This is a genomic window from Methanococcus maripaludis (assembly GCF_002945325.1).
Lineage (GTDB): Archaea > AGJL01 > Methanococci > Methanococcales > Methanococcaceae > Methanococcus > Methanococcus maripaludis.
Map to the genome: position 1 here is coordinate 606,460 of NZ_CP026606.1, position 23,125 is coordinate 629,584.

A 23,125-nucleotide genomic window follows, 5' to 3' on the forward strand; every position below is an offset into this window, starting at 1 on the left:
GGAGATCCCATGAAAGTTGTAATCACGCGCCCGGCCGAGAAGGGTAAGGATTTTTCAAAAATACTTGAAAAAAATGGTTTTGAAACGATTATTCTTCCAACACTTGAACTGGTTTTTAAAAAAGCCCAAATAAACCTTGAAGACTATTCTTGGATAGTATTTACAAGTCCTCGGGGAGTTGAAGGTTTTTTTAGGAATTTAGATTTAGAGGATGCTAAAAAAGTTTTAACTAAAAAAATAGGTGCAATTGGTACGGAAACTGCAAAAGAATTTGAAAGAACGTTTGGAAAAGCGGTAGACGTTATTCCACAACAATATACTGCAGAAAACTTACTTGAAGCACTACAAAAACAGGTTAAAAATGGAGAAAATGTGCTTGTTCCAACAACTCCTTCAACTAGAGATGTCTTAAAAGAAGGACTAAATGCAGACCTTGTTTTCGTTTACAGTTCAGAAGAACCAACAGATATACCTGAAAAATTAAAGGAACTTGAAAAACAGGTTATTTCTGAAAACTGCATGGATAAAAAAGTAATCCTGACATTTACAAGTGGTCTTACTGCGAAAAATTTCTTTAAACACTGCAGCCCTGAGTTTTTAGAAATTTTAAAAAAGCAGTATATCGTATCAATTGGGCCGATAACAAAGAAAAATGTAGATTCTTTTGGATTTGATTCTTTGATACCTGAAAAAAATTATACCGTCGAAGCTATGGTTCCTGTAATTAAAGATTTAAATATCTGATTTTCTATTTTATAATTATTTTATTGTTTAACTACCCTTGCTAATATTGGTGATTTCTATGAAAATCGGTATAATGTCAGACACTCATGACTATCTACCAAATATAAGAAAAGCTATCGCTGTTTTTAACGACGAAAAAGTTGATATGGTTGTTCACTGTGGTGATTTTGTATCATTGTTTGTAATCAAAGAGTTTGAAAACTTAAACTCAAAAATCGTTGGAGTTTTTGGAAATAACGACGGTGAAAAAACCCTGTTAAAGGAATGGTTAAAAGAAATTGATCCTGATAATGAACTTGAAAATTATGTAAGTTTTGAAACAGATGGACATAAATTCTTTGTTCTCCACGGAACCCATGCTCCAATTCTCGAAGCAGTAATACAGTCAAAAGAGTACGATGTTGTAATTCACGGACACACTCACGAAAGACAGTTTGAAGAAATCGACGGTGTTTTAGTAATTAACCCTGGAGAGTGCTGCGGCTATTTAACTGGAAAACCAACCGTTGCAATATTAAACACTAAGGACAAAGAATATCAAGAAATCGATTTAGATGAAGTTTCTGAAATTTAAATCAGTTTAAATCCTATTTTTTAAAAACTTTTTTAAAGTTATTTATTGTACCCAACTCTTTAATCATGGATAATTTTATTTATTATAATGCATTAACAGAAAGATGATTAAATTATTTCCATTTTCAAAAATTAAAAAAATACTAACATCAATATATTTTTAAATGTTTTTTTAACTAAATAATCGAAATGGTGGTTTGTATGAAAGTTTTACTTATTGGCGGGGGAGCTAGAGAGCATGCAATTGCCATGGCCCTTAAAAAAAACGAACTCGTGGAGCTTTATACGTTAATGAAAAATAAAAATCCGGGGATATACGCACTCTCTGAAGAAGTATCATTTAACAACGAAACCGATGTTCCTGCAATAAAAGAGTTTGCGGAAAAAATTAAACCTGAAATTGCAGTAATTGGTCCCGAATCCCCACTTGGAGTTGGCGCTTCTGATTTACTCGAAGAAATGGGCATTTTAACAGTTGGTCCAAAAAAACTTCCAGCACAAATTGAAACAAGCAAAGAATTCATGAGAAACTTATTTAAAAAATATGAAATCGACGGTTCTTTGAAATATGCTGCATTTAATGATTATGGAACTGAACTTGAAGGATTTATCGATGAAATGACATCTTTAGGAAAAGATGTTGTTGTAAAACCTGCAGGACTTACTGGCGGTAAAGGTGTGAAAGTCGTTGGTGAACAGTTAAAAGACAATGAAGAAGCTAAAATTTACGCTAAAGAAGTATTCGATAAAAGTATTGGTGGCGGAAAAATAATTATCGAAGAAAAACTTGTTGGTGTTGAATTTACACTCCATGGTTTTGTAGATGGCGAAAACATCGTATTTATGCCTGCTGTTCAAGACCACCCTCACGCGTACAACAACGATGAAGGCCCAATAACCGGAGGTATGGGTTCATACTCCTGTCCAAACCACGGATTGCCCTTTTTATCAGAAGAAATGCTTGATAAAGCAGAAAAAATAATGGAAAAAACTGTTAATTCAATTAATTTAGAAGTTGGCCCTTACAAAGGATTTTTATACGGTCAATTCATGCTTACTGCAGATGGTCCAAAGATTATTGAATATAACGCAAGATTTGGAGATCCTGAAGCTATGAACTTGCTCCCGATATTAAAAACTGACTTTTTAGACGTTTGTTTTGCAATTGCAGAAGGAAAACTTGATAAACTAAACCTTGAATTTGAAAACAAAGCAACTGTTTGTAAATATGTTGTTCCAAACGGTTACCCGATAGACCCTGTAAGAAACAAAGAATTAGCAGTTGACGAAAAAGCAATTGAAGATGCAAATGCAATATTGTTTTACGCATCAATTAACGAAGAAAATGGAAAATTATACATTACTGGTTCAAGAAGTGCCGCTGTTGTTGGAATTTCAGAAAATATCGAAGAAGCTGAAAAAATCGCCCAAAAAGCAATTGAAAACTTTAAAGGTGAAGTTTACTACAGAAGCGATATTGGAACACTTGATTTAATTAAAAAAAGAGTAGAAAGAGTAAAAGAACTGGCCAAATAAATATAAAATTCATGACAATATATAAATAATAGAAATATATATCAAATTCCATCAATATTATAGAATTTAGTAAAAAATAAGTTAAATAGAGGGATTTAATGAAACAGATGGATACTGAAAAACTGTTAATGATTCCGGGCCCTACAATGGTTCCAAGCAGGGTTTTAAACACCATGGCGTTACCAATTATTGGTCACAGGACTTCAGACTTTGGAGATTTAACTGGCGATACCGTAGACATGATGAAAAAAGTATTCCAGACTGAAAATGATACATACATCATAACCGGTTCAGGAACTGCTGTAATGGATATGGCTATTTCAAATACCTTGGATAAAGGCGACAAAGTAATAAACATTACAAACGGAAACTTTGGAGAAAGATTCTACAAAATTTCATCAGTTTACAAGGCAGACACGATAAAATACGAACCTGAATGGGGAGATTTAGCAGATCCTAAAAAATTAAGAGAATTACTCGAAGAAAACGAGGGAATAAAAGCAGTAACTGTTGTTCACAACGAAACATCAACAGGTGCTAAAAACCCAATCGAAGACTTAGGAAAAGTTGTAAAAGATTTTGATTCAATCTACATCGTAGATACAATCTCATCACTTGGTGGAGATTACGTAAATGTAGACAAATTCAACATCGATATCTGTGTTACGGGTTCACAAAAATGTATTGCTGCACCACCAGGACTTGCTGCAATTACCGTGGGTGAAAAAGCATGGGATGTTGTTTCAAAAACGGAAACTAAATCATTCTATTTAGATTTAAACGCATACAAAAAATCATGGGATGCTAAAAAAGAAACCCCTTACACACCATCTGTTTCATTAACTTACGCAATGAATGAAGCTCTTGAAATGGTGCTTGAAGAAGGGCTTGAAAACAGATTTAAAAGACACGATTTACTTGCTAGAGCTACAAGAGCAGGTTTAGAAGCTATGGGACTTGAATTATTTGCAAAAGAAAGAGCAAGATCAGTTACAGTTACCTCAGCAAAATACCCTGAAGGAATTGACGACAAAAAATTCAGAGGACTCCTTGCAGAAAAATACGACATAAGAGTTGCTGGCGGACAGTCACACCTTGCTGGAAAAATATTCAGAGTTGGACACATGGGTTCAGCTAAAGAATACCAGGTTTTAGGAACCTTAGCAGCTATCGAACTTGCATTTAAAGAATTGGGCTACAATGCAGAAGGCGGAGTTGCTGCTGCAAAAAAAGTTCTATCAAATTAAAACATAATCTTTTTTAACCATTATTTTCATTTTTTTAATTAATGTAATTATTTTTTGGTGAGTTAATGTTTGAATCCAGATTTTGCGATATTTGCGGTAAGCCTGCAAAAACATATCAATTTGGAAGTTTACTTTGTGAAGATCCCGAATGTTTAAAAAAGGCACAAAAACTTCGTGGAGGCCCTGCCGGACACAAATTAAGAGTTATTTCTGTTGGAAGTACAAATCCCGTTAAAGTTTCTGCTGTAGAAAAAGCAATTGAAAAAACTGTTGGAACCATGCTTGTATCTTCCGTAGATACAAAAAGTGGAGTATCGGACCAGCCTCAAGGATTTGAAGAAACTTTTAAAGGAGCATATAACCGGGCAAAGGGTGCTTTTGAAAAGGTAAATTGTGTTTATGGAATTGGAATTGAAGCAGGAATTGTAGAAATTGGAGAAAAAAAATTAGATATCCACATTTGTGTTGTATATAATGGACTGGATTACAGTGTTGGAACGTCTCAGGCTTTTCAAATTCCGAAAGATATTTCTGATAGGATAAACGAAGGTTATGAATGCAGTAAAATTGCAGAAGAAACCTACGGGGTAAAAAATATCGGTCAGAAAAATGGAATTATTGGAGTTCTTACCGATAACAATATACTTAGGGAACAATTATGTATTGATTCAGTTGTAATGGCCATGATTCCAAAGTACAGAAGGAATTCACAAATAAGGTTTTAAATAGGATTAATACAACAATCTAATGAGGATAGTATTTATACAATGATTTTAATTTGTATAATAATTCTAATGGTAAAAGTGATACGATGAAAGTGAATTACAGTAAATGTGGCTACTGTGGTGCATGCGTTGGAGTATGTAAAAGTATGGCAATAGAATTAATTGAAAACAAATTATACATTGAGGAAGAAAAATGTAACAACTGTGCCCTATGTACGGTTGTATGTCCTGTAAATGCGTTGGAGGAATAATTATGAAGGCTTTAAACGATAGCTATGATGTAGTTGTGGTTGGTGCAGGACCTGCGGGTAGCATGGCTTCATACAACGCATCTAAAAATGGGGCAAAAACACTTTTAATTGAAAAATCCCAGGAAATTGGAACACCAGTTAGGTGTGCTGAAGCAGTTCCACGACTTGAAGATTTTGGAATTAATCCCGAGCCCTCATTTGTTAAATCATACATAAGGGGAGGATATTTAATAGCTCCAAACGGTAAAAAAATAGTCGTAAAAGGCGGAAAAACGGACGGCTATGTTGTTGAAAGAAAAGTATTTGATAAATTCCTCGCAATAAGAAGCGGTCAAGCCGGCACACAGATTGCAGTTAAAAGTAGAGTTACGAAAATTGAAAAAACCGATGAGGGATACAACGTTTTTGTAAACTACCTTGGAGACGAATACATTGTTAAATCAAAAATCGTAATTGCTGCAGACGGTGTTGAAAGTAACATTGCAGAATATGCAGGACTAAAATCCAAGAAAAACCCTAAAGAAATCTGTTCATGTGCAGAATATGAAATGACCAATGTAAAATTATTAAACAACGAAATGATGGAATTTTACTTCGGGGACATATGCCCTAAAGGATACATTTGGTTATTCCCTAAAGGAGATACTGTAAACGTAGGTATCGGTGTCATTGATAGTAAAAAAAGAGCAATCGATTACTTAGATGAATTTTTAACCCATCCTTTAGTTGAAGGAAGGCTGGATAATGCAGTTCCGGTTGAATTCAAAGTTGGTGGTGACCCAGTAGGTGGCCCAATTAAAAAAACAGTTGCTGATAACATCATGGTTGTAGGCGACGCTGCAGGACACGTAAGTCCACTTACGGGTGGAGGAATAGGTCTTTCAATGGATTGTGGTTTGATGGCAGGAGATGTTGCCGCGCAGAGTATCAAAGCAGAAAACTATTCGGAAGAGTTTTTGAATCTTTACGAAAAAAAATGGAAAGAAAAGTACTACAAACTTTTAATGAACGACTTAAAATACAAAAATATACTTCAAAAATTAAGTGACGATGAATTAAATGCAATTGCAAATTCAATTCCTGAAAATTTAGAAGAAGTAGATGTTGGAAAGCTCGCAATTAAAATAGTTGCAAAAGCACCATCACTCCTGAGACATTTTAAAGAATTACTTTAAAAAATTAATATATTTTTGGTTTTATTTAGTTTTTAATTATTTTTTGCAACTTTTTCTTTTCTGTAATCGTAATACATCCATATTACAAGCAATATCACAAATATAATTAAGTTCTCTTTTAGAATTATTGAAATGTGTCCAAGATACGGAATTATAAATGGTTCGTCATTTAATTCAACTACCCTCTGTCTAACTTGTTCTGCACGTATTAATTCTGGATCATACGTCGGGTTATTATCCCCTTTTGTAATGTAATATTTGTTTCCCTCAGAATCAGTCCACGTATCAATTACCCTGTGAATTACAGGCGTTGTTGGCGAATAACTCGAAATTATTGGCAGGTTATAAATCATACTTTCCCGGGAATTTAACTCGTAATAATTTAAATTTCGCCCGTTTATCGATAAGTCCTGGTTTATTATTTTATTTTCTCCAGCATTGGTCCAGTGGGCACTATAAACTATTATATCACCTACTGAGACGCTTTCGGGGTCAAACTCAAATAAAGAATTTTCCACAACTACAAAATCGCCTCTCGTCATTACTGGAACCATGCTGTCTGAGACCACAACATTGACATGTGTCCACACAATAAGAAAGACAAATAAAAATACAGTCCATTCAAGAATATTTTTATTATTGATGATACCACCCAAACTCTAATTTAATTTAGCGATTTTTGGATTCTTAATAATAATATAGGTAAGCTAATATAAATTACATTGTGGTTTTGGGTTTAGTCATGATTTGATATTGGTATAGGCTTGTCATTTGTGGTTTTTTCCGAAAGATTTATATATTTAGTTTTCCAAAATTAAAACTGTAAAAGATTGAGGTGATTTTATGGCAGAACTACCAGTTGCACCAGTAGTAAGAATATTAAAAAAAGCAGGTGCTGAAAGAGTAAGTGAAGATGCAGCAAAAATGTTTGTTGAAGCATTAGAAGAAATCGCAATGGATATTGCTAAAGAAGCAGCAGATTTATCAAAACATGCTGGAAGAAAAACTGTTAAAGTTGAAGACATTAAAATGGCTTTAAAAATGTAAATTACCCTTAATTGGGAAGTTACACGTTTAAAACTACTGATAAGTTAATTATCAGATATCAAAATCTTTGATTTTGTGATTCAATATTACAGTTATCACTTATCTTATTGTTACTTTTTTATTTTCTTTTTTCAGAATTTTTCAGCTAAAATTTTATATAATAAAGGATTATACTATTTAGGATAATTTAGAGTTATTATTTTTTGAAACTTACAAAATATAATTGAGGTTACTTCATGGATGTAGTTTTTGCACTTGGAGGATCAGTCTTGATGCCAAAAGAAGGCGCGTCGACTGAAAACATTCAAAATTATGCTAAAGCTTTTAAAAAATTAAAAGAAATGGGCCATAGAGTTTCTGTCGTTGTTGGCGGAGGAAACACTGCAAGGCAATACATATCAGTTGCGCGAGAATTTGCAAATGAATCTTTTTGTGATGAAATCGGAATCCTTGCAACACGAATGAACAGCATGCTGTTAATTTCAGCACTTGGAAAAGATGCAGTAAAACAAGTTCCTGAAAATTTCAAAGATGCTGAAATTATTTTAAATATGGACAAAATACTTGTAATGGGTGGAACTCATCCTGCACACACTACAGATGCAGTTTCAGCAACTCTCGCAGAATTTATTGATGCGGATTTACTCGTTATTGCAACAAATGTTGATGGAGTATACAATAAGGACCCAAGATGCAATAAAGATGCAGTAAAACTTGATAAAATAAATACAAAAGAACTTTTAGAGATTACTGGTTCAAGTTCAATGAGTGCGGGATCATCTGGTGTCGTTGATCCATTAGCATCAAAAATTATTGATAGGGCAAAATTAAAAACTATTGTTGTAAAAGGAATTCCTGAAGAAATTATATCGTCAGTTTCTGGAAATCATAACGGAACTACCATTACTCCCTAAACCCTTTTCTTTCTAAAGAAAAAAGCCTTTTTTGCAAAATTAAATTTTGCAAAATATCAGAAAGCTCTGCTTTCTGCCTATGATGGGAAAAGAAAGATTTGTAGGTATTTATTTAAAACTTCAAAAACTAAATATTACACTTTGGTGATTAAAAATGGAAAAACACAAACACTGCATAAATTGCGGATTATCCATCCCTCCAGAAGAATCATTCTGCTCACAAAAATGTAAAGAAGAATTTGTTCAGAAAAGAAAGAAAATGATGAGAAGTCAGCAGATATTCTTTGTTGCGATGCTCGTTATCTTGGCAGTTTATGCATACACTGCATTTTTCTAATAAAAAAGCATTTTTAAAAAAATTTTTTTAAATATTTAACCCATAAGTTTAAATACTACGGTTAATATGTTTATGTGTTAGCAAAGTGTTAGTCATGAGCCAATATTGTTGAAATGAGTTAGAGCACTCAGGCGACCTTTTAAAAAAGGTCGATCAAAAGCTAATTGTTTGAAGCGAGGTAGGGTAGCCAGGCCTATCCCGCCGGGCTCATAACCCGGAGATCAGAAGTTCAAATCTTCTCCTCGCTACCATTTTTTATAATGAAATATTTTCAAAATGATTCGTACAATTTTAAAATTGTTATTCGAGTTTTTGGAATCTTTTTTGATCCAAATAATATTTGTAATTGAAGCGAGGTAGGGTAGCCAGGCCTATCCCGCCGGGCTCATAACCCGGAGATCAGAAGTTCAAATCTTCTCCTCGCTACCATTTTTTTTAAAAACTAAACTGTAATCGTAGATAAGCAACATTCCATTCGTTTAAAACTGTAGTACCATTTTTTTAAAATTAGGATTATTGTGATCTTTATTTTTCGATAAATCAATCATTATATCCAAATATATTTAAAAATTAATTTCAACAGATATCATATTTTTAAAAATAGAACCATATATTTAAATATAACAATATTATCTTTCAAAAAAAGAAAAAGTGGGTCAAAAGACCCACTTAGTTTATTTTTTATTAAACTTTTTAAAAGTTTAATTATAACATGTCGATTAAAGCTTCAGCAGCTTCTTCTGTTGCAGCTCTGTCTCCACCAGCTACAACTAATACATCGTTACCGTTTGCAGCGCCAGCAGCTACTGCTAAGGTTGCAGGTGATTCGTTGTCGATTGCAACTAATCCAGCGTCAGCGAGTTCAGCTGTTAATGCGTTTACAACTGGTCCACCAACTAAGATTAATCCTTTGTCAGCAGCATCTAATGAAGCTTCTGAGTCTAATACTGCAATAGGTGCAGTCATTACAACAGCTTCTTTAGCTTCAGCATCGATTTCAGCTAACTTAATTTCAGCGTTTAATACATTTACTGATTGACCGATAGCTAATGAAACTTCTTTTGCCTGGTCCATTTTGAAGAGAACGTTAGTGTCGTCGTCGTCGTCTTCTAAGTCAAATGTCACGTAATCAGCAATATCAAAGTCGTCTCCACCTTCTAAACCTTCTTCGTCGTCTCCAACGTATTTTAAAGCAAGACCGGATACAACTAATCCTGATTTACTTGCGTCATCTTCAAAGATGTCGTCAATGTCGGTTATTGTAGCGTCTGAGTTAAATAAGTATAATTCCCAGTCAGGTAAGAATTCTTCTCCCAAGTCTGCTTTAACTACATTATCAACAATTACAAGTTCTGCGTAACCGTAGTCTGAACCTACGTTTTCCCATGCACTGTTTACAACTACACCGATGTCGCCGTAAACCATTTTAATTTGTGTTGTGTCGAATTTTTCAGCAACTGTTTTTCCATCTTTTAAGATTTTAACATTTACTTTTGGTTCCTCGGTTGTACCAAGTGGTGATAAAACTGAATCTACTTTAACAGTGTATCCGTTTCCTAAATCGTATGATTCACCTTCTTTGATAACTCCATCAAATACTTCTTTACCTATTACAACGAAATCGTCGTCTGAATCAACTTTAACTAATACGTATTCTTCCCCTAAGAATGGTATTCTCATTCCAGGTTGGAGTTTAACGAAACCATCTTCAATTGTGTCGTTAGTTACTGCGGAAATGTAAGCTACATCACTGTCGTTGATGTCAAATTCTCCTACTTTACTGGTTGAAGAAACTGTTGCATATACTAATTCTGCAGCATTGTCTTCTTCATCACTGTACCATTCTGAAGGGTCAATGTCGTCAATTTCTACCAATGTATCTAATTTTCCTAATGATACGTAGTTTGTAATTACAAATGATGAATCATTGAATAATTCATTGTAATCTTTATCTGCGGATGTTACAAATGTTGCAGGGAATGTACCTACGTTTGCTTCATCATCAGCATCGTATACTTGTTCGTCGTCTGATTCTGCTTCAGCTTTAACTGAAACTGTTGCAGCTCCATCTTCAACTGTTCCTTCTGTGAACATTAATGATCCGATTTTTGCAGCGATGTTAGCAGCTGAAACAACGTCTAAAGCAGCAGCGTTTGAACCTACTACAATATCTACGTTTGCGTTTCCATCTGCAACTACGTCAGCAGCGAAAGCATCTACATCTCCAACTTTTTCAGCAGCGAAAGCGCCTGTTGCTAAAGCGGATGCAACCATTGCACCGCCTACAGCAATAGCACCTATTTTTTTCATGCTCATAGCCATAGTAATTCACCTTTGTTGTGTTACTTTTTTTACAAGAATAGCCTTGTCGCCATCACTATATATACCTTACCATTTGAAACGGTTGCAATAATAGTTTCAGGGGATTAAACTATTTAATATGGGTTAAATTTTAAAAATAAATCCAAAAAAGTAATTATTTTAAAAAATAAACTGTTGCAAATATTTGCAACTTTTTTAAAGAATTTTTTAAAAATAAAAAATTTTAAAATTCTGCATAACTTAGCATTTTAAAATATAACGAAATTGTATTCTTTGAATGTTTTTTAAACTATTTTAAAAATATATTTGTAAATCCAAATATTTGAGAATATATTGTACTATTGACATAATTTACTTCGCATTAAAGTAAATCAAATAAAATCTGTAAAAAAATGTTATTAAAAATAATTAAAAATAAAAGTAAGTCATTTATTCATCGAGGTAATAGTATTCCCCAATTTCTTTTTGGTAAACGTCTCTTTGGCTTCCTTCCTTGTTAACTCTTGGCCTTCCAGTGTCGGGATCTCTTCTAAATGTAATTCCCATTTCTTTTAAAAATTTGTTTGCACCAGCTCGTTTTTGTAATGGCTCTGAACCAGTTCCGCTTGATCCTGCATTTCCGCTGAATACGATAAATCTATCAGAAATGTAATCCTGGAATAAAATATCGTGGTCAACTACAAACATTGCTGCTTCTTTTTCATCAGCCATTCTTCTAATTACCCTTGATGTAGTCAATCTCTGCTCAACATCCAAAAATGCAGAAGGCTCATCTATTAAATAAAGATCTGCATCCTGACTTAAACACGCTGCAATTGAGACTCTTTGGAGTTCCCCGCCTGAAAGGTCTTTTACTGATGAATCAAGTATGTTTTCAAGTGCAAGCGGTTTTATTATCTCTGATTTGTAGTAGGAAGTATGAATTGCAGTAATTGACATTAATAAATCTTCAACCGTTCCTTCAAAATCTGATGAAATGTACTGCGGTTTATATGAAACTTTAACATCTCCATTAACTTCTCCTGAATCTGGCGAAATTACTCCTGCAAGTGCTTTTACAAATGTAGTCTTTCCAATACCATTTGGCCCTAAAATTCCTACAACTTCCCCCTGATAGATTTGACCGCCATTGACATTTAAGCTGAAATCCCCAAGTTTCTTTGAAATATCCGTATAATCCAAAAGTAAAGGCCTATTGGTGCTGTCTTGTGGAGGTCTTTTTTCAAATACTATCGGGCTTTTTCTAAATCTTATGTTTTCTTCTTTTAAGAAACCATCAAGGTACGTGTTTATCCCAACTCTCGTTCCTCTCGGGTGAGTTACAACCCCGTAAGCTGAAGGGATACCATACATTATATGAATGTAATCTGAAAGGTAGTCTAAAACAATCAAATCGTGCTCTACTGCAACAACTTTTTTGCCCTCAGCAACTTCCCTTATTACTTTTGCCGCACTAAATCTCTGTTTTACATCTAACCAGGACGTAGGCTCATCAAAATAATAAATGTCACCTTCTCTAAGGCATGCTGCTGCAATTGCAACTCTTTGAAGTTCCCCGCCTGAAAGCTGGTCAAAAGTCCTATCCAAAAGATTCGAAAGTTCAAGGGCAGTTATAATTTTTTCAAATTCTCCTTTTTCATCTACTTTTTTGAGAAGTTCCCCAACTTTTCCTTTTACAACTTTTGGTAAAACATCAACGTATTGAGGTTTGTGAATTGGTTTTATCCCATTGTTTTTCAATTTTTCAAAGTAATTTTGAAGTTCGGTTCCTGAAAAATAGTCTAAAACTTTTTTCATGTCAGGAGTTTCTGTTAAATCATTTAAATTTAATACCATTTCCCCGCTTAAAGCTTTAATTATTGTTGATTTTCCAACACCGTTTGGACCCAAAAGCCCAGTTACTCCATCTCTTGGAGTAATTAATCCATACAATCTAAACCGGTTTTGACCGTACGAATGAACAATCCTGTCATCCGTTAACTCTTCAGGAAGCCCGATAATTCTTATCGCTCCAAATGGACATCTTTTTGTACAGATACCGCATCCGCTACAAAGTTCCTCGGAAATTATTGGTTTTCCTAAATTTTCATCCATTACTATTGTTTCTTCTTCCATCCTGACTCCAGGACAGTACTTCATGCATTCCATCGAACATCGTCTTGGTTGACATCTATCATAATCTAAAATCGCCAGTCGCGACATTAAAATCACCAAAATATAAATTTACTATCTGATTACTATAATTAATTTGTATCAAATTTGTTAAATCGTTTAAATTTTAATTTTTTTGTTTCTTTGCGTAATTTATAAGCCCGCCTTCATCCATTATATCTTTTGCAGTTCCTGTCGGAAGATTGCAGTCAAGAACAGTGTCTTTTAGGATAACTTTTTTTTCTTCGAGATCTAATTCTATTACATCCCCATCTTTGACGTGTTTTGATATTCCTTTACATTCAATTGGAAATACTCCTAAATTTATGCAGTTTCTGTAAAATATCCTTGCAAAACTCTCGACAATTATTGCCTTGATTCCGCAGTATTTTATGGCAATTGGAGCCTGTTCCCTTGAACTTCCACATCCAAAGTTTTCACCTGCAACTAAAAAGTCACCATCTTTGACCATTTTTGGAAAATTTTCGTCAATTCCTGCCATACAGTGCGATGCAAGCTCGTATTCATCCGTCGTTTTTAAATAAGCTCCGGGAATTATCGCATCAGTATCGATGTCGTCCCCAAATAAGTGCACCTTACCAGTTATTTTCATCATGTCACCATCAATAACTAAAATAAAACCGAATTTTTCCGAATTTAAATTAAAAATATACTAAAAACTGTAACTCTCAAATATTACTTTAATGAACATATAAATTTAACTAATATTTTATAAAAATCTAAAAAATAGTTTTGATTATAGAACTCATAACCTAAATTTCTGCGGTGTTTTAATGGAAAGCCTGATTGATTTGGACTACAATTCTGACGACTTGTGCATATACTTATATTTAATAAATAGTATCATAAAAGAAAAAGATTTCAAACCTTATTTTTACGTAAATTCAACGGATAAGGAACAAATCCTCGAATTTTTAAAAGATTACGAAAAAAAACATAAATTAGATAGTGAAATCAGCAAAATGATTGAAAACATCGAAACTGTTAAAAAAATAGTTTTTGATGAAAATTATCAGGAAAAAGAGCTCTCAAAAGTTACTGTAAAATACCCAAATAACGTAAAAACAGTTCGAGAAATATTGATGGAATTTGAAAGGCTCTATGAGTATGATATTCCATTTGTAAGACGTTATTTAATAGATAATAGCGTTATCCCTACGTCCACATGGGATTTTGAAAATAATAAAAAGATAGATAATAAAATTCCGGATTTTAAAACTGTTTCTTTTGATATTGAAGTTTACTGCAATAAAGAGCCAAATCCAAAAAAAGACCCAATAATAATGGCAAGTTTTAGTTCAAAAGATTTTAACACCGTAGTTTCCACCAAAAAATTCAACCACGAAAAATTAGAATATGTAAAAGATGAAAAGGAACTTATAAAACGAATTATCGAGATTTTAAAAGATTATGATATAATTTACACATATAATGGGGACAATTTTGATTTTCCATACCTTAAAAAAAGAGCTGAAAGTTTTGGGCTTGAACTAAAGCTTGGGAAAAACGATGAAAAAATAAAGATCACAAAAGGGGGAATGAATTCTAAAAGCTACATCCCCGGAAGAGTTCATATCGATTTATACCCTATTGCAAGACGGTTATTAAATTTAACAAAATACCGGCTCGAAAATGTAACCGAAGCTCTTTTTGACGTAAAAAAAGTAGACGTTGGTCATGAAAATATTCCAAAGATGTGGGATAATTTAGATGAAACACTTGTAGAATATTCACATCAGGATGCATATTATACTCAAAGAATCGGAGAACAGTTTTTACCTCTTGAAATAATGTTTTCTCGAGTTGTAAATCAGTCCCTTTATGATATAAACCGTATGAGCAGCAGTCAAATGGTAGAATATTTACTTTTAAAAAATTCTTACAAAATGGGAGTTATAGCGCCAAACAGACCTTCTGGTAAAGAATATCAAAAAAGAATCCGAAGTTCATATGAAGGGGGATATGTAAAAGAGCCATTGAAAGGAATTCATGAAGATATTGTTTCGATGGACTTTTTAAGCCTTTACCCTTCAATTATAATGAGCCACAACTTAAGCCCTGAAACAATAGACTGCACTTGTTGTGCTAACGAAGAAAATGGTGAAAATGAAGAAATATTGGGCCACAAATTCTGTAAAAAAAGTATTGGAATTATCCCAAAAACCCTCATGGATTTAATAAATAGGCGAAAAAAAGTCAAAAAAGTTTTAAAAGAAAAAGCTGAAAAAGGAGAATTTGACGAAGAATACCAGATTTTAGACTACGAACAAAGATCTATCAAAGTTCTTGCAAATTCTCACTACGGATACCTCGCATTTCCAATGGCAAGGTGGTATTCGAGAGATTGCGCAGAAATTACAACACATCTTGGAAGGCAGTATATTCAAAAAACTATTGAAGAAGCTGAAAATTTTGGATTTAAAGTAATTTATGCAGATACTGATGGATTTTATTCGAAATGGGCCGACGATAAAGAAAAGCTGTCAAAAGATGAGCTTTTAGAAAAAACCCGTGAATTTTTAAAAAATATAAATAATACTCTGCCTGGAGAAATGGAACTTGAATTTGAAGGGTATTTTAAAAGGGGAATTTTTGTAACCAAAAAGAAATACGCACTTATTGACGAAAATGAAAAAATTACGGTAAAAGGCCTTGAAGTAGTAAGGCGAGATTGGTCCAATGTTTCAAAAAATACACAAAAAAGCGTATTGAACGCACTTTTAAAAGAAGGTAGCGTTGAAAATGCAAAAAAAGTGATTCAAGATACCATTAAAGAGTTAAAGGATGGAAAAGTAAATAATGAAGATTTATTGATTCATACTCAGCTTACAAAAAGAATCGAAGACTATAAAACCACAGCCCCACATGTTGAGGTTGCAAAAAAAATATTGAAGTCAGGAAATCGGGTAAATGTTGGTGATGTTATCAGCTACATCATAACAAGCGGAAATAAATCGATTAGTGAGCGGGCGGAAATACTGGAAAATGCAAAAAATTACGATACAAATTATTATATCGAAAATCAGATTTTACCCCCCGTTATACGATTAATGGAAGCTTTAGGAATTACTAAAGACGAATTAAAAGATTCTAAAAAGCAGTACACGTTGCACCATTTTTTAAAGTGATTTTATGGAATATTTTAATATTTTTGCGTATGGAGAATTGATGAAAGAAAACGTAAATCTCGAATTAATAGGGAGAATCCCCGAAAAAAATTCTGGAAAAATATATAATTTTGAAAAATTTTTTGATGAAAAAATAGGATACTGGGGAGTGAGAATAAAAGAAAATTCCTATGTGAATGGAGTCATTCTTTTTAATATCACTTCAGACGAACTGGAAATTTTTGACGATTATGAAGATGAAGGGATATATTACTCAAAAAATAAAACTATTTGCCGTGATTTAAATGGAAATAATTATGAATCATACGTTTACGTAAGATTGGAGTGAAAATTATGATATTGATAAAAAATGCGTCGTTTTATATAGATAATAATTTAAATGTTCATGAAAATTGCGACATTTTAATTGAAAAAGTTGAAAATGAAACAAAACTAACTTCTGGAAAAAACCTCATTGAAAAATTAAATTTAAATCAAAATGACTTAAAAATTATTTCTGGAGAAAAAAAATGTGCAATGACTGGGCTTTATAACGCACACACCCACATTCCAATGACTCTTTTGAGGGGAATTGCTGACGACATGATTCTTCAAAACTGGTTAAATCAAAAGATATGGCCAAATGAAGCGAAATTAACTAAAAATGATGTTTACTACGGTTCACTTTTAGGATGCCTTGAAATGCTTCGTTTTGGAGTTACATCATTTAATGAAATGTACTTTTTTTCTGAAGAAATATTGAAAGCTACAAAAGAAATTGGACTGAATGCGCAAGTATCTTATCCAATTATAGATTTTGGAACTCCTGAAGAACAAAGTATAGATAAACTGTTAACTTCTGCTGAATCTTTTGTTAAAAATAATGCTGGTGAAAAAAATATAAAAGTAGGGATTGCACCTCACGCACCATACACGTGTTCAGAAGAAACCTATCAAAAATGCAGTGAAATTTCAAACGATTACAATGTAAATATGCACACACACGTCTCTGAAACTCGATATGAAGTAGTTGAACTTGAAAATAAAATTGGAATGCGCCCCGTAGAATATCTTGAAAAAATCGGAGTTTTGAATGAAAAATTGCATGCTGCACACTGCGTATGGATTACAAAAGACGAAGCTAAAAAACTTGCAAAAAATAATGTTAAAGTTCTGCACTGCCCAACGAGCAACATGAAACTTGCAAGTGGTGGAGTAATGCCACTTTTCGAACTTTTAGAATATGGTGCAGATATTTCAGTTGGAACTGATGGGCCTGCAAGCAATAATAATCTTGATATCTTTAAAGAAATGAAAATGACTTCCCTTTTACATAAAGCACACCGGTGGGATCCAACCGTTGCCGGTATCGATACGGTTTTAAAAATGGGAATTAATAGTAAAAGTATTGGAATAAAAAATAACGATATTATTTTGATTGACCTTGATTCGGCACATTTAAGACCATTTAATAATATAAAATCAAATATTGTATATTCTGCGTTTGGAAACGATGTTGACACCGTAATAGTCGGTGGAAATATATTACTCGAAAACAAAAAATATAAATTCTCCGAAACATTCATAAGTAATATCTACAAAAATATACAGAAAATAACGGAAAAATTCGAGTAATTTATCACTTTAAACTTCTGGTGACTTGATGATAAAAATTGACATGCACGTACACACAAACACGTCCAGATGCTCCATGAACTTTTTGGAAATGTTAAAAAAGATGTGCAGTAGAAAACATATTTTGCCGATAATTACTGATCACAATGCCATGACTAAAGTCGACTTCGGAATACCTGGAGAAGAGATTTCAACAGAAAAAGGAGAATTTTGTGGACTCTTTTTAACTGAAGAAATTCAGGAAAAAAACATATTCGAAGCTGTCGACCAGGTAAAAGAACAGGGCGGGCTTATTTATCTGCCCCACCCATTTGACTGGAGAAGAAGGAGGTCTCTTTGTAAATATGGGGAACTTGAAAATCCAGAGTTTATAAAAAATGTGGATATAGTCGAAGTATATAACAGCCGGTGTGTCGAGCAAAGACCAAATGATGAAGCATACTCTTTTGCAGAAACTAACAACCTCTTGATGGGTGTTGGAAGTGATGCGCATTTCCCATGGGAAGTAGGCAATGCATATTTGAATGTTGAAGATTTTGATTTAGATAATCCAAAAGAATTTTTAAAAGTTCTAAAAAAAGCCGATAAAAATGGGTTTTACTGCAAAAGGTCACACCCAAGCAACATGCTTGTATGCAGTAAACTCTCAAAAAGAATTAAAAAACTAATCTGATTTTTATGGACAAAACTTATTTTTCAGAAGATATTTTAAATTTTGAAGAATTCATTATAGATGCGTCTAAAAAATTAAATATTGATGAGGATAGTCTGAAAAGCGGATTTAAAAGAAAATTAATCACTAAATATGAGTATAACGGGGAAAAATACCTTTGTTTTAAAAAAAAGTTGAAACATATTGAAAGAGGGACAATCCTTTTTTTAAACGATAATTTAGATTTTATTATTGGGTATCCAAAAATAAGACGTGCAATGGTGCTTGAATCATCTGTTAAAAAATATTTTAACGGAAAAATTGCAGTAGAAGAAAAATTAGATGGCTACAACATACGAATCGTGAAAATGCACGATGAAATCATTGCAATTACTCGCGGAGGAAAAATCTGTCCATTTACAACTAAAAAAGTAAAAAAATATATTAATACAAAATTTTTAGACGATTTTCCAGAATTAATGCTCTGTGGTGAAATGGTCGGATTAAATAATCCTTACGTGAATCACTACTATCCTGAAGCAGACAAGACTTATGAAAACCTCGGTTTTTATATTTTTGATGTAAGAAATAAAGAAACTAACCTTGCTCTTTCGATATATGAAAAAGAAAAAATTTTGGATGAATATAATATTCCTTACGTAAAACCGATAAAAATCATCGATAGTAGAGACATTGATGAATTATGGGATATTTTAGACGATTTAAACGAAAATCATAGAGAAGGCGTAGTTTTAAAAGACCCTGAAATGATAAAAAATCCGATAAAATACACCACCCACAGTACGCAGTGTGGAGATCTTTCAATCGCATTTAGCTACGTTTACGACCTTGGAATTGATTTTATGTTCAGCCGACTTGTAAGGGAAGGTTATCAGTCTTTTGAAAAATGCGAAAGCGAAGAAGAAAGAAAAAAAAGAGCACATGATCTTGGAGAATCAATTTTACTCCCCATGGTTGAAACCATAAATGAAATTTCAAAAGAATCAGTTGCAAAAGAATGTTTTGAGCTTTATTTTGATTCGGAAGCAGAATTTAACGAATTTATAAACTACCTTAAAACTATGCATATTAATTTTACCGTTGAAAGCAGGGAGTATATTAAAAAAGATATATTTAAGGCCAAAATAAATAGAATCTATAATTCAACGTCAGATAAGATTAAAAGTCACCTTGACGGCAATTTATGGTAATTTAAACATTTTGTATTGGTTTTGTTATTAGAAAACATTAAATATATAGATACCATATCTAAGTATGTCTTTAGGGACACTCCATGTGAATAATTGTGGTCGTGTGGGGCATATTCTTAAATTGTGGTTGGGGAACCTGAAAGTTATATGCCCCTCGAAAACGACTGGCTTTTTTGTATTGATTTAAAAAATTTAAAAGAATCTTTTAAATAGTGTCAAAATAACTATTTTTAACGAAATTAACGAAATTCAGTAAAAAAATAGATAAAAAAGCATTCTAAAGTTTTTTATAAACTTAATTAATAAAAGTTTTGGGGTTGACATATCATTATTGATATGATTAAATATAACTTAAAGTAATAGATGTACTAGAAATGGCTCGATGATGATTGTCATCACAAGAAATATATATTAAATCTATATATGTTTCGAGGTAATTTATCATCGTTAACATCCCGATTTTTAAAAAATTAAGTTCCTTATTTTGACGATTAAAGAGCGGAAAACGCTTATTTTTTTAGACGATTTTTAGACGAATAAAACGACTATTTTTAAGATTTATGTAAAAAACGATTAATCTATGGTTATTCATTTTGGCGAGTTTCTAAGTTGTACGTGGATTTCCCACCCCAACACCTTGATTACTATTATAAGTCCTGACGGAGCAGGCGAACTTACCAAAGGGTATACGCCAAACCCCTCTTACAGGGGTTTGGCTACCGCCAAGATAGGGGCTAACGCCCATGAAAAGTGCCTTTGGGCAGATTGATTTTATCGGAGTTATGAATTGCTAACGCAATTCATTCAATTAGGCTTACGTTAAGCTACTTCGGACACCTGGTCCGATTGCTTTCGCAGGTCGCGACCTGCTCAGACGTTTCTCGAACCGCCAAGATTGATTTTATTTTTTAGAGTGTAGGCAGTTCTCCGGAACGCCACGCAATCTATAAATTTAAACACGTCAAGCCCATGGCTTATATACCCTTTCGGGTATAAATCGCCGGGGCGATAGTTAGAGCTTAGAGCTTATTGATTAATGACCCTTCGGGTCGGGATTCCAAAAAGAAGAATAATTCACCGTTTTTAATAGTTAAATTTATATAGTATAACTACTATATAGTAGCTTATACAGAAGGTAACAAAACGGTGGTAGAAATGGTTAAAAAATCAGTTAAAGATATTATAACGGAAAAAATTATAAATAGATTAGAATCCGGCGATATTCCTTGGATTAAACCGTGGGGCTTTACTCCATCAGTAAATTATGTAACAGGTAAAGAGTACACCGGAATAAATAGAGTTTCTTTGGAGAAAGGGGGTGAATATTTAACATTTAAACAGATTGATGAATTAGGCGGAAAAGTCAAAAAAGGAAGTAAAGCGGAAAAAGTAGTATTTTATAAAGAATATGAAAAAATCGAAAGAGATCCCGATGACCCCGATTTAATGAACATAAAAGACACTTTCGCTTTAAGATATTATAATGTGTTTCATATATCCGATGTCGAAGGAATAAGAAGTAAACTTCCAGAAATGCCAGAAATAAAACATAATCCAATAAAAAATGCTGAAGAAATAATAAATAATTATGAAATCCCAGTAAATGAAATAGAACTCCGAAAAAGGGCAACATATGACCCGATAACGGATAAAATAGAAGTTCCAACAAGAAACCAATTTAAAAAAATAGAAGGTTTTTATGGAACTGCATTTCATGAAATCGGACACAGTACAGGACATGAAACAAGATTAAACCGCCCCGAATTAATAAAACCGTGTGCATTTGGTAGTAAAAACTATTCAAAAGAAGAACTGACCGCAGAAATAACCGCATCATTTTTAAATAATCATTGTGGGATCTTTGAAAATAATATTGAAAACAACGCCGGATATATACAAAGTTGGATAAAAGCATTAAAAAATGATAATAATATGATCCTTTACGCATCAGCAAAAGCGGAAAAAGCTTTAAATTATGTTTTGGAAAGTGTAGAAAAGAATAAATCAAAAATAACCGAAACAATAACAGAAATTAAAACAGTTAAAAAAGTTCAGGCGGATTTATTAGATTTTATTAAAAATCAACCTGAAACCCCTTCTTTTAAACCTGAAATAAAACCGGAACCAATAAAAGAAGAAGCAAAGAGAATTAATTTAAAAGCTGCGAAAAGTTTGGAAGCAAAAGCGGAAAGCCTGAATAAAAAAATTGAAAAAAAATTAAGTTGCTTTGCAAATTGCAACATGACGAGAAGACGTGCAAACTTTAGAGAAAGTGCGAGAATTGATGCAGAAAATTTAAAAAAAGTACAAAGTGTTTTATTTAATTTAGCAAAACTCCACAGAAGCGGAGAAATTAAAAAAGAAGTTGAAAATATAAATGCAGTTTCACAAGTTGAAATATTATTATGCGAACACGTCAAATATAAAACTCCAAACGATATTGAGCCCGATTATGGGGAATGGGCAAAAGAAGAGATTTTAAAAAGATTTAAAATGTTTAATAAATTAAATATTCATTCTCAGAACGATTTAAACGAAACAAGGGAAATTTTAAAAAGTTTAATTCTTGAAGAAAGCCAGGACGAAAAAACAAAAAGAGAACTTCAAAAACTGGAAGATAATTTGATCGGTTTAAAAATTCCTGGATTTTTCCCAACTCCCAAAGAAATTATAAAAGATATGATCGATAAGGCAGAAATAAAAGAGAATGATTCTATCCTTGAACCCTCCGCAGGAAAGGGAGATATTGCAGAAGTAATAAACGAAGAAACCGGAATAAAAGCCGATTGTATCGAAATAAATCCAACATTACAAACAATATTAAATAAAAAAGGTTTTGAAACAGTAGAAAGTAATTTTTTAGAATTTAATGGTAAATATGATAAAATTATAATGAATCCACCTTTTGAAAAAGGTCAAGATATAGAACACGTAACCCACGCATACAATTTATTAAACAATGGCGGAAAGCTTGTTTCGATTATGTCAAATTCAGTAACATTTAGAAATGATAAAAAATATATGGAATTTAGAGAATTTTTAAAAGAAAATAACGGATATATTGAAGAACTTCCAGAAGGATCTTTTAAAAAATCCTTCAACAGCACAGGAGTTAAAACTATAATGGTAGTTATTGAAAAAAACTACCCTTCATCAAATTTTTCTTTAGCCACAGCCCCGACACCACACCACTCAAGAAAAATGTATGTTTAAATTAAAGTGATAATATGAAACCAAGCGAAAAAGAAGTTTTTGAATTATTTTTAGTAAATCAAATAGTTACTGCACCAATTGCAGAATTATTGACTGGACGAAACATTACAACTTGTAAACGGGCATTATTGGAACTTAAAGAAATGGATTTGATAACTTTAGCACAAAGAAAAGCAGGATATTATATTCCAACTGAAAAAGGGGAAGGTGAATTGAAAAAAATTGAATTATAAAATAGTGCCTTTCTGCTGCATTCAAAATATA

The 23,125-nt window shown here is 32.9% G+C and carries 21 protein-coding genes and 2 tRNA genes; 19 read left to right on the forward strand and 4 right to left on the reverse strand.

The features are described 5' to 3' along the window. Positions 1-9 precede the first annotated feature (9 nt). The 7 genes from MMJJ_RS03200 (at position 10) to MMJJ_RS03230 (ending at position 6,251) form a co-directional block, all read left to right on the forward strand. Positions 10-744, forward strand: coding sequence for a uroporphyrinogen-III synthase (locus MMJJ_RS03200; RefSeq protein WP_104837657.1), 735 nt, complete (start codon positions 10-12; stop codon positions 742-744). A 58-nt stretch (positions 745-802) separates the two neighbouring features. After that, positions 803-1,318, forward strand: a complete 516-nt coding sequence (locus tag MMJJ_RS03205; protein ID WP_104837658.1) for a metallophosphoesterase — start codon at positions 803-805, stop codon at positions 1,316-1,318. A gap of 200 nt (positions 1,319-1,518) precedes the next feature. Then, a complete protein-coding gene (gene purD / locus MMJJ_RS03210) occupies positions 1,519-2,853 on the forward strand; it encodes a phosphoribosylamine--glycine ligase (RefSeq protein ID WP_104837659.1) in 1,335 nt (444 codons plus the stop codon). Between the two features lie 98 nt (positions 2,854-2,951). After that, the gene (locus MMJJ_RS03215; RefSeq protein ID WP_104837660.1) at positions 2,952-4,100 is read left to right on the forward strand and encodes a pyridoxal-phosphate-dependent aminotransferase family protein; all 1,149 of its coding nucleotides are present in this window, start codon (positions 2,952-2,954) and stop codon (positions 4,098-4,100) included. A gap of 65 nt (positions 4,101-4,165) precedes the next feature. Beyond that, positions 4,166-4,825, forward strand: coding sequence for an inosine/xanthosine triphosphatase (gene yjjX / locus MMJJ_RS03220; RefSeq protein ID WP_104837661.1), 660 nt, complete (start codon positions 4,166-4,168; stop codon positions 4,823-4,825). A gap of 86 nt (positions 4,826-4,911) precedes the next feature. Further along, a complete protein-coding gene (locus MMJJ_RS03225) occupies positions 4,912-5,076 on the forward strand; it encodes a 4Fe-4S binding protein (protein ID WP_104837662.1) in 165 nt (54 codons plus the stop codon). Between the two features lie 2 nt (positions 5,077-5,078). Beyond that, the gene (locus tag MMJJ_RS03230) at positions 5,079-6,251 is read left to right on the forward strand and encodes a geranylgeranyl reductase family protein (RefSeq protein WP_104837663.1); all 1,173 of its coding nucleotides are present in this window, start codon (positions 5,079-5,081) and stop codon (positions 6,249-6,251) included. A 32-nt stretch (positions 6,252-6,283) separates the two neighbouring features. Here the strand turns inward: MMJJ_RS03230 and MMJJ_RS03235 are convergent, their stop codons facing one another. Continuing rightward, a complete protein-coding gene (locus MMJJ_RS03235) occupies positions 6,284-6,841 on the reverse strand; it encodes a S24/S26 family peptidase (protein WP_244901561.1) in 558 nt (185 codons plus the stop codon). A 253-nt stretch (positions 6,842-7,094) separates the two neighbouring features. Here MMJJ_RS03235 and MMJJ_RS03240 point away from each other — a divergent pair, with 253 nt between their 5' ends. The 5 genes from MMJJ_RS03240 to MMJJ_RS03260 all read left to right on the forward strand — a co-directional run bounded on the left by MMJJ_RS03240 (position 7,095) and on the right by MMJJ_RS03260 (position 8,978). Then, entirely contained in the window at positions 7,095-7,298 is a 204-nt protein-coding gene (locus MMJJ_RS03240; protein ID WP_011170330.1) for a histone family protein, read from the forward strand. Positions 7,299-7,534: 236 nt separating this feature from the next. Continuing rightward, the gene (gene pyrH, locus MMJJ_RS03245; RefSeq protein WP_104837664.1) at positions 7,535-8,212 is read left to right on the forward strand and encodes a UMP kinase; all 678 of its coding nucleotides are present in this window, start codon (positions 7,535-7,537) and stop codon (positions 8,210-8,212) included. Between the two features lie 154 nt (positions 8,213-8,366). Further along, positions 8,367-8,549 carry a DUF2116 family Zn-ribbon domain-containing protein gene (locus MMJJ_RS03250; RefSeq protein ID WP_011170328.1) on the forward strand — a complete coding sequence of 61 codons (183 nt, stop codon included), beginning with the start codon at positions 8,367-8,369 and terminating at the stop codon, positions 8,547-8,549. 172 nt (positions 8,550-8,721) lie between these two features. Further along, positions 8,722-8,800, forward strand: a tRNA-Met gene (locus MMJJ_RS03255). A 99-nt stretch (positions 8,801-8,899) separates the two neighbouring features. After that, positions 8,900-8,978 (forward strand) — tRNA-Met (locus MMJJ_RS03260). A 276-nt stretch (positions 8,979-9,254) separates the two neighbouring features. On the opposite strand, the gene MMJJ_RS03265 is transcribed toward MMJJ_RS03260, so the two are convergent. The 3 genes from MMJJ_RS03265 to hacB form a co-directional block, all read right to left on the reverse strand. Next, positions 9,255-10,871 carry an S-layer protein gene (locus MMJJ_RS03265; protein WP_104837665.1) on the reverse strand — a complete coding sequence of 539 codons (1,617 nt, stop codon included), beginning with the start codon at positions 10,869-10,871 and terminating at the stop codon, positions 9,255-9,257. 429 nt (positions 10,872-11,300) lie between these two features. After that, complete coding sequence (locus MMJJ_RS03270) at positions 11,301-13,073, reverse strand: ribosome biogenesis/translation initiation ATPase RLI (protein ID WP_104837666.1); 1,773 nt, start codon at positions 13,071-13,073, stop codon at positions 11,301-11,303. Positions 13,074-13,149: 76 nt separating this feature from the next. Beyond that, positions 13,150-13,635 carry a homoaconitase small subunit gene (hacB, locus tag MMJJ_RS03275; RefSeq protein WP_104837667.1) on the reverse strand — a complete coding sequence of 162 codons (486 nt, stop codon included), beginning with the start codon at positions 13,633-13,635 and terminating at the stop codon, positions 13,150-13,152. Positions 13,636-13,816: 181 nt separating this feature from the next. Here hacB and MMJJ_RS03280 point away from each other — a divergent pair, with 181 nt between their 5' ends. The 7 genes from MMJJ_RS03280 to MMJJ_RS03310 all read left to right on the forward strand — a co-directional run bounded on the left by MMJJ_RS03280 (position 13,817) and on the right by MMJJ_RS03310 (position 23,094). After that, positions 13,817-16,171, forward strand: coding sequence for a DNA-directed DNA polymerase (locus MMJJ_RS03280; RefSeq protein ID WP_104837668.1), 2,355 nt, complete (start codon positions 13,817-13,819; stop codon positions 16,169-16,171). A 4-nt stretch (positions 16,172-16,175) separates the two neighbouring features. Further along, a complete protein-coding gene (locus MMJJ_RS03285) occupies positions 16,176-16,499 on the forward strand; it encodes a gamma-glutamylcyclotransferase family protein (RefSeq protein WP_104837669.1) in 324 nt (107 codons plus the stop codon). A gap of 5 nt (positions 16,500-16,504) precedes the next feature. Further along, positions 16,505-17,785 (forward strand): amidohydrolase, encoded by a 1,281-nt coding sequence (locus MMJJ_RS03290; protein WP_104837670.1) that lies wholly within the window; start codon positions 16,505-16,507, stop codon positions 17,783-17,785. Between the two features lie 28 nt (positions 17,786-17,813). Next, the gene (locus MMJJ_RS03295; protein ID WP_104837671.1) at positions 17,814-18,458 is read left to right on the forward strand and encodes a PHP domain-containing protein; all 645 of its coding nucleotides are present in this window, start codon (positions 17,814-17,816) and stop codon (positions 18,456-18,458) included. A 5-nt stretch (positions 18,459-18,463) separates the two neighbouring features. Next, entirely contained in the window at positions 18,464-19,648 is a 1,185-nt protein-coding gene (locus MMJJ_RS03300) for an RNA ligase (protein ID WP_104837672.1), read from the forward strand. A 1,155-nt stretch (positions 19,649-20,803) separates the two neighbouring features. Further along, the gene (locus MMJJ_RS03305) at positions 20,804-22,861 is read left to right on the forward strand and encodes a zincin-like metallopeptidase domain-containing protein (RefSeq protein ID WP_104837673.1); all 2,058 of its coding nucleotides are present in this window, start codon (positions 20,804-20,806) and stop codon (positions 22,859-22,861) included. 14 nt (positions 22,862-22,875) lie between these two features. Beyond that, entirely contained in the window at positions 22,876-23,094 is a 219-nt protein-coding gene (locus MMJJ_RS03310) for a hypothetical protein (protein ID WP_104837674.1), read from the forward strand. Positions 23,095-23,125 lie beyond the last annotated feature (31 nt).

Coding starts and splice junctions, on each gene's coding strand:
- MMJJ_RS03200 (WP_104837657.1), top strand. CDS start 10: ATGAAAGTTGTAATCACGCGCCCGGCCGAGAAGGGTAAGGATTTTTCA.
- MMJJ_RS03205 (WP_104837658.1), top strand. CDS start 803: ATGAAAATCGGTATAATGTCAGACACTCATGACTATCTACCAAATATA.
- purD (WP_104837659.1), top strand. CDS start 1,519: ATGAAAGTTTTACTTATTGGCGGGGGAGCTAGAGAGCATGCAATTGCC.
- MMJJ_RS03215 (WP_104837660.1), top strand. CDS start 2,952: ATGAAACAGATGGATACTGAAAAACTGTTAATGATTCCGGGCCCTACA.
- yjjX (WP_104837661.1), top strand. CDS start 4,166: ATGTTTGAATCCAGATTTTGCGATATTTGCGGTAAGCCTGCAAAAACA.
- MMJJ_RS03225 (WP_104837662.1), top strand. CDS start 4,912: ATGAAAGTGAATTACAGTAAATGTGGCTACTGTGGTGCATGCGTTGGA.
- MMJJ_RS03230 (WP_104837663.1), top strand. CDS start 5,079: ATGAAGGCTTTAAACGATAGCTATGATGTAGTTGTGGTTGGTGCAGGA.
- MMJJ_RS03240 (WP_011170330.1), top strand. CDS start 7,095: ATGGCAGAACTACCAGTTGCACCAGTAGTAAGAATATTAAAAAAAGCA.
- pyrH (WP_104837664.1), top strand. CDS start 7,535: ATGGATGTAGTTTTTGCACTTGGAGGATCAGTCTTGATGCCAAAAGAA.
- MMJJ_RS03250 (WP_011170328.1), top strand. CDS start 8,367: ATGGAAAAACACAAACACTGCATAAATTGCGGATTATCCATCCCTCCA.
- MMJJ_RS03265 (WP_104837665.1), bottom strand. CDS start 10,871: ATGGCTATGAGCATGAAAAAAATAGGTGCTATTGCTGTAGGCGGTGCA.
- MMJJ_RS03270 (WP_104837666.1), bottom strand. CDS start 13,073: ATGTCGCGACTGGCGATTTTAGATTATGATAGATGTCAACCAAGACGA.
- hacB (WP_104837667.1), bottom strand. CDS start 13,635: ATGAAAATAACTGGTAAGGTGCACTTATTTGGGGACGACATCGATACT.
- MMJJ_RS03280 (WP_104837668.1), top strand. CDS start 13,817: ATGGAAAGCCTGATTGATTTGGACTACAATTCTGACGACTTGTGCATA.
- MMJJ_RS03285 (WP_104837669.1), top strand. CDS start 16,176: ATGGAATATTTTAATATTTTTGCGTATGGAGAATTGATGAAAGAAAAC.
- MMJJ_RS03290 (WP_104837670.1), top strand. CDS start 16,505: ATGATATTGATAAAAAATGCGTCGTTTTATATAGATAATAATTTAAAT.
- MMJJ_RS03295 (WP_104837671.1), top strand. CDS start 17,814: ATGATAAAAATTGACATGCACGTACACACAAACACGTCCAGATGCTCC.
- MMJJ_RS03300 (WP_104837672.1), top strand. CDS start 18,464: ATGGACAAAACTTATTTTTCAGAAGATATTTTAAATTTTGAAGAATTC.
- MMJJ_RS03305 (WP_104837673.1), top strand. CDS start 20,804: ATGGTTAAAAAATCAGTTAAAGATATTATAACGGAAAAAATTATAAAT.
- MMJJ_RS03310 (WP_104837674.1), top strand. CDS start 22,876: ATGAAACCAAGCGAAAAAGAAGTTTTTGAATTATTTTTAGTAAATCAA.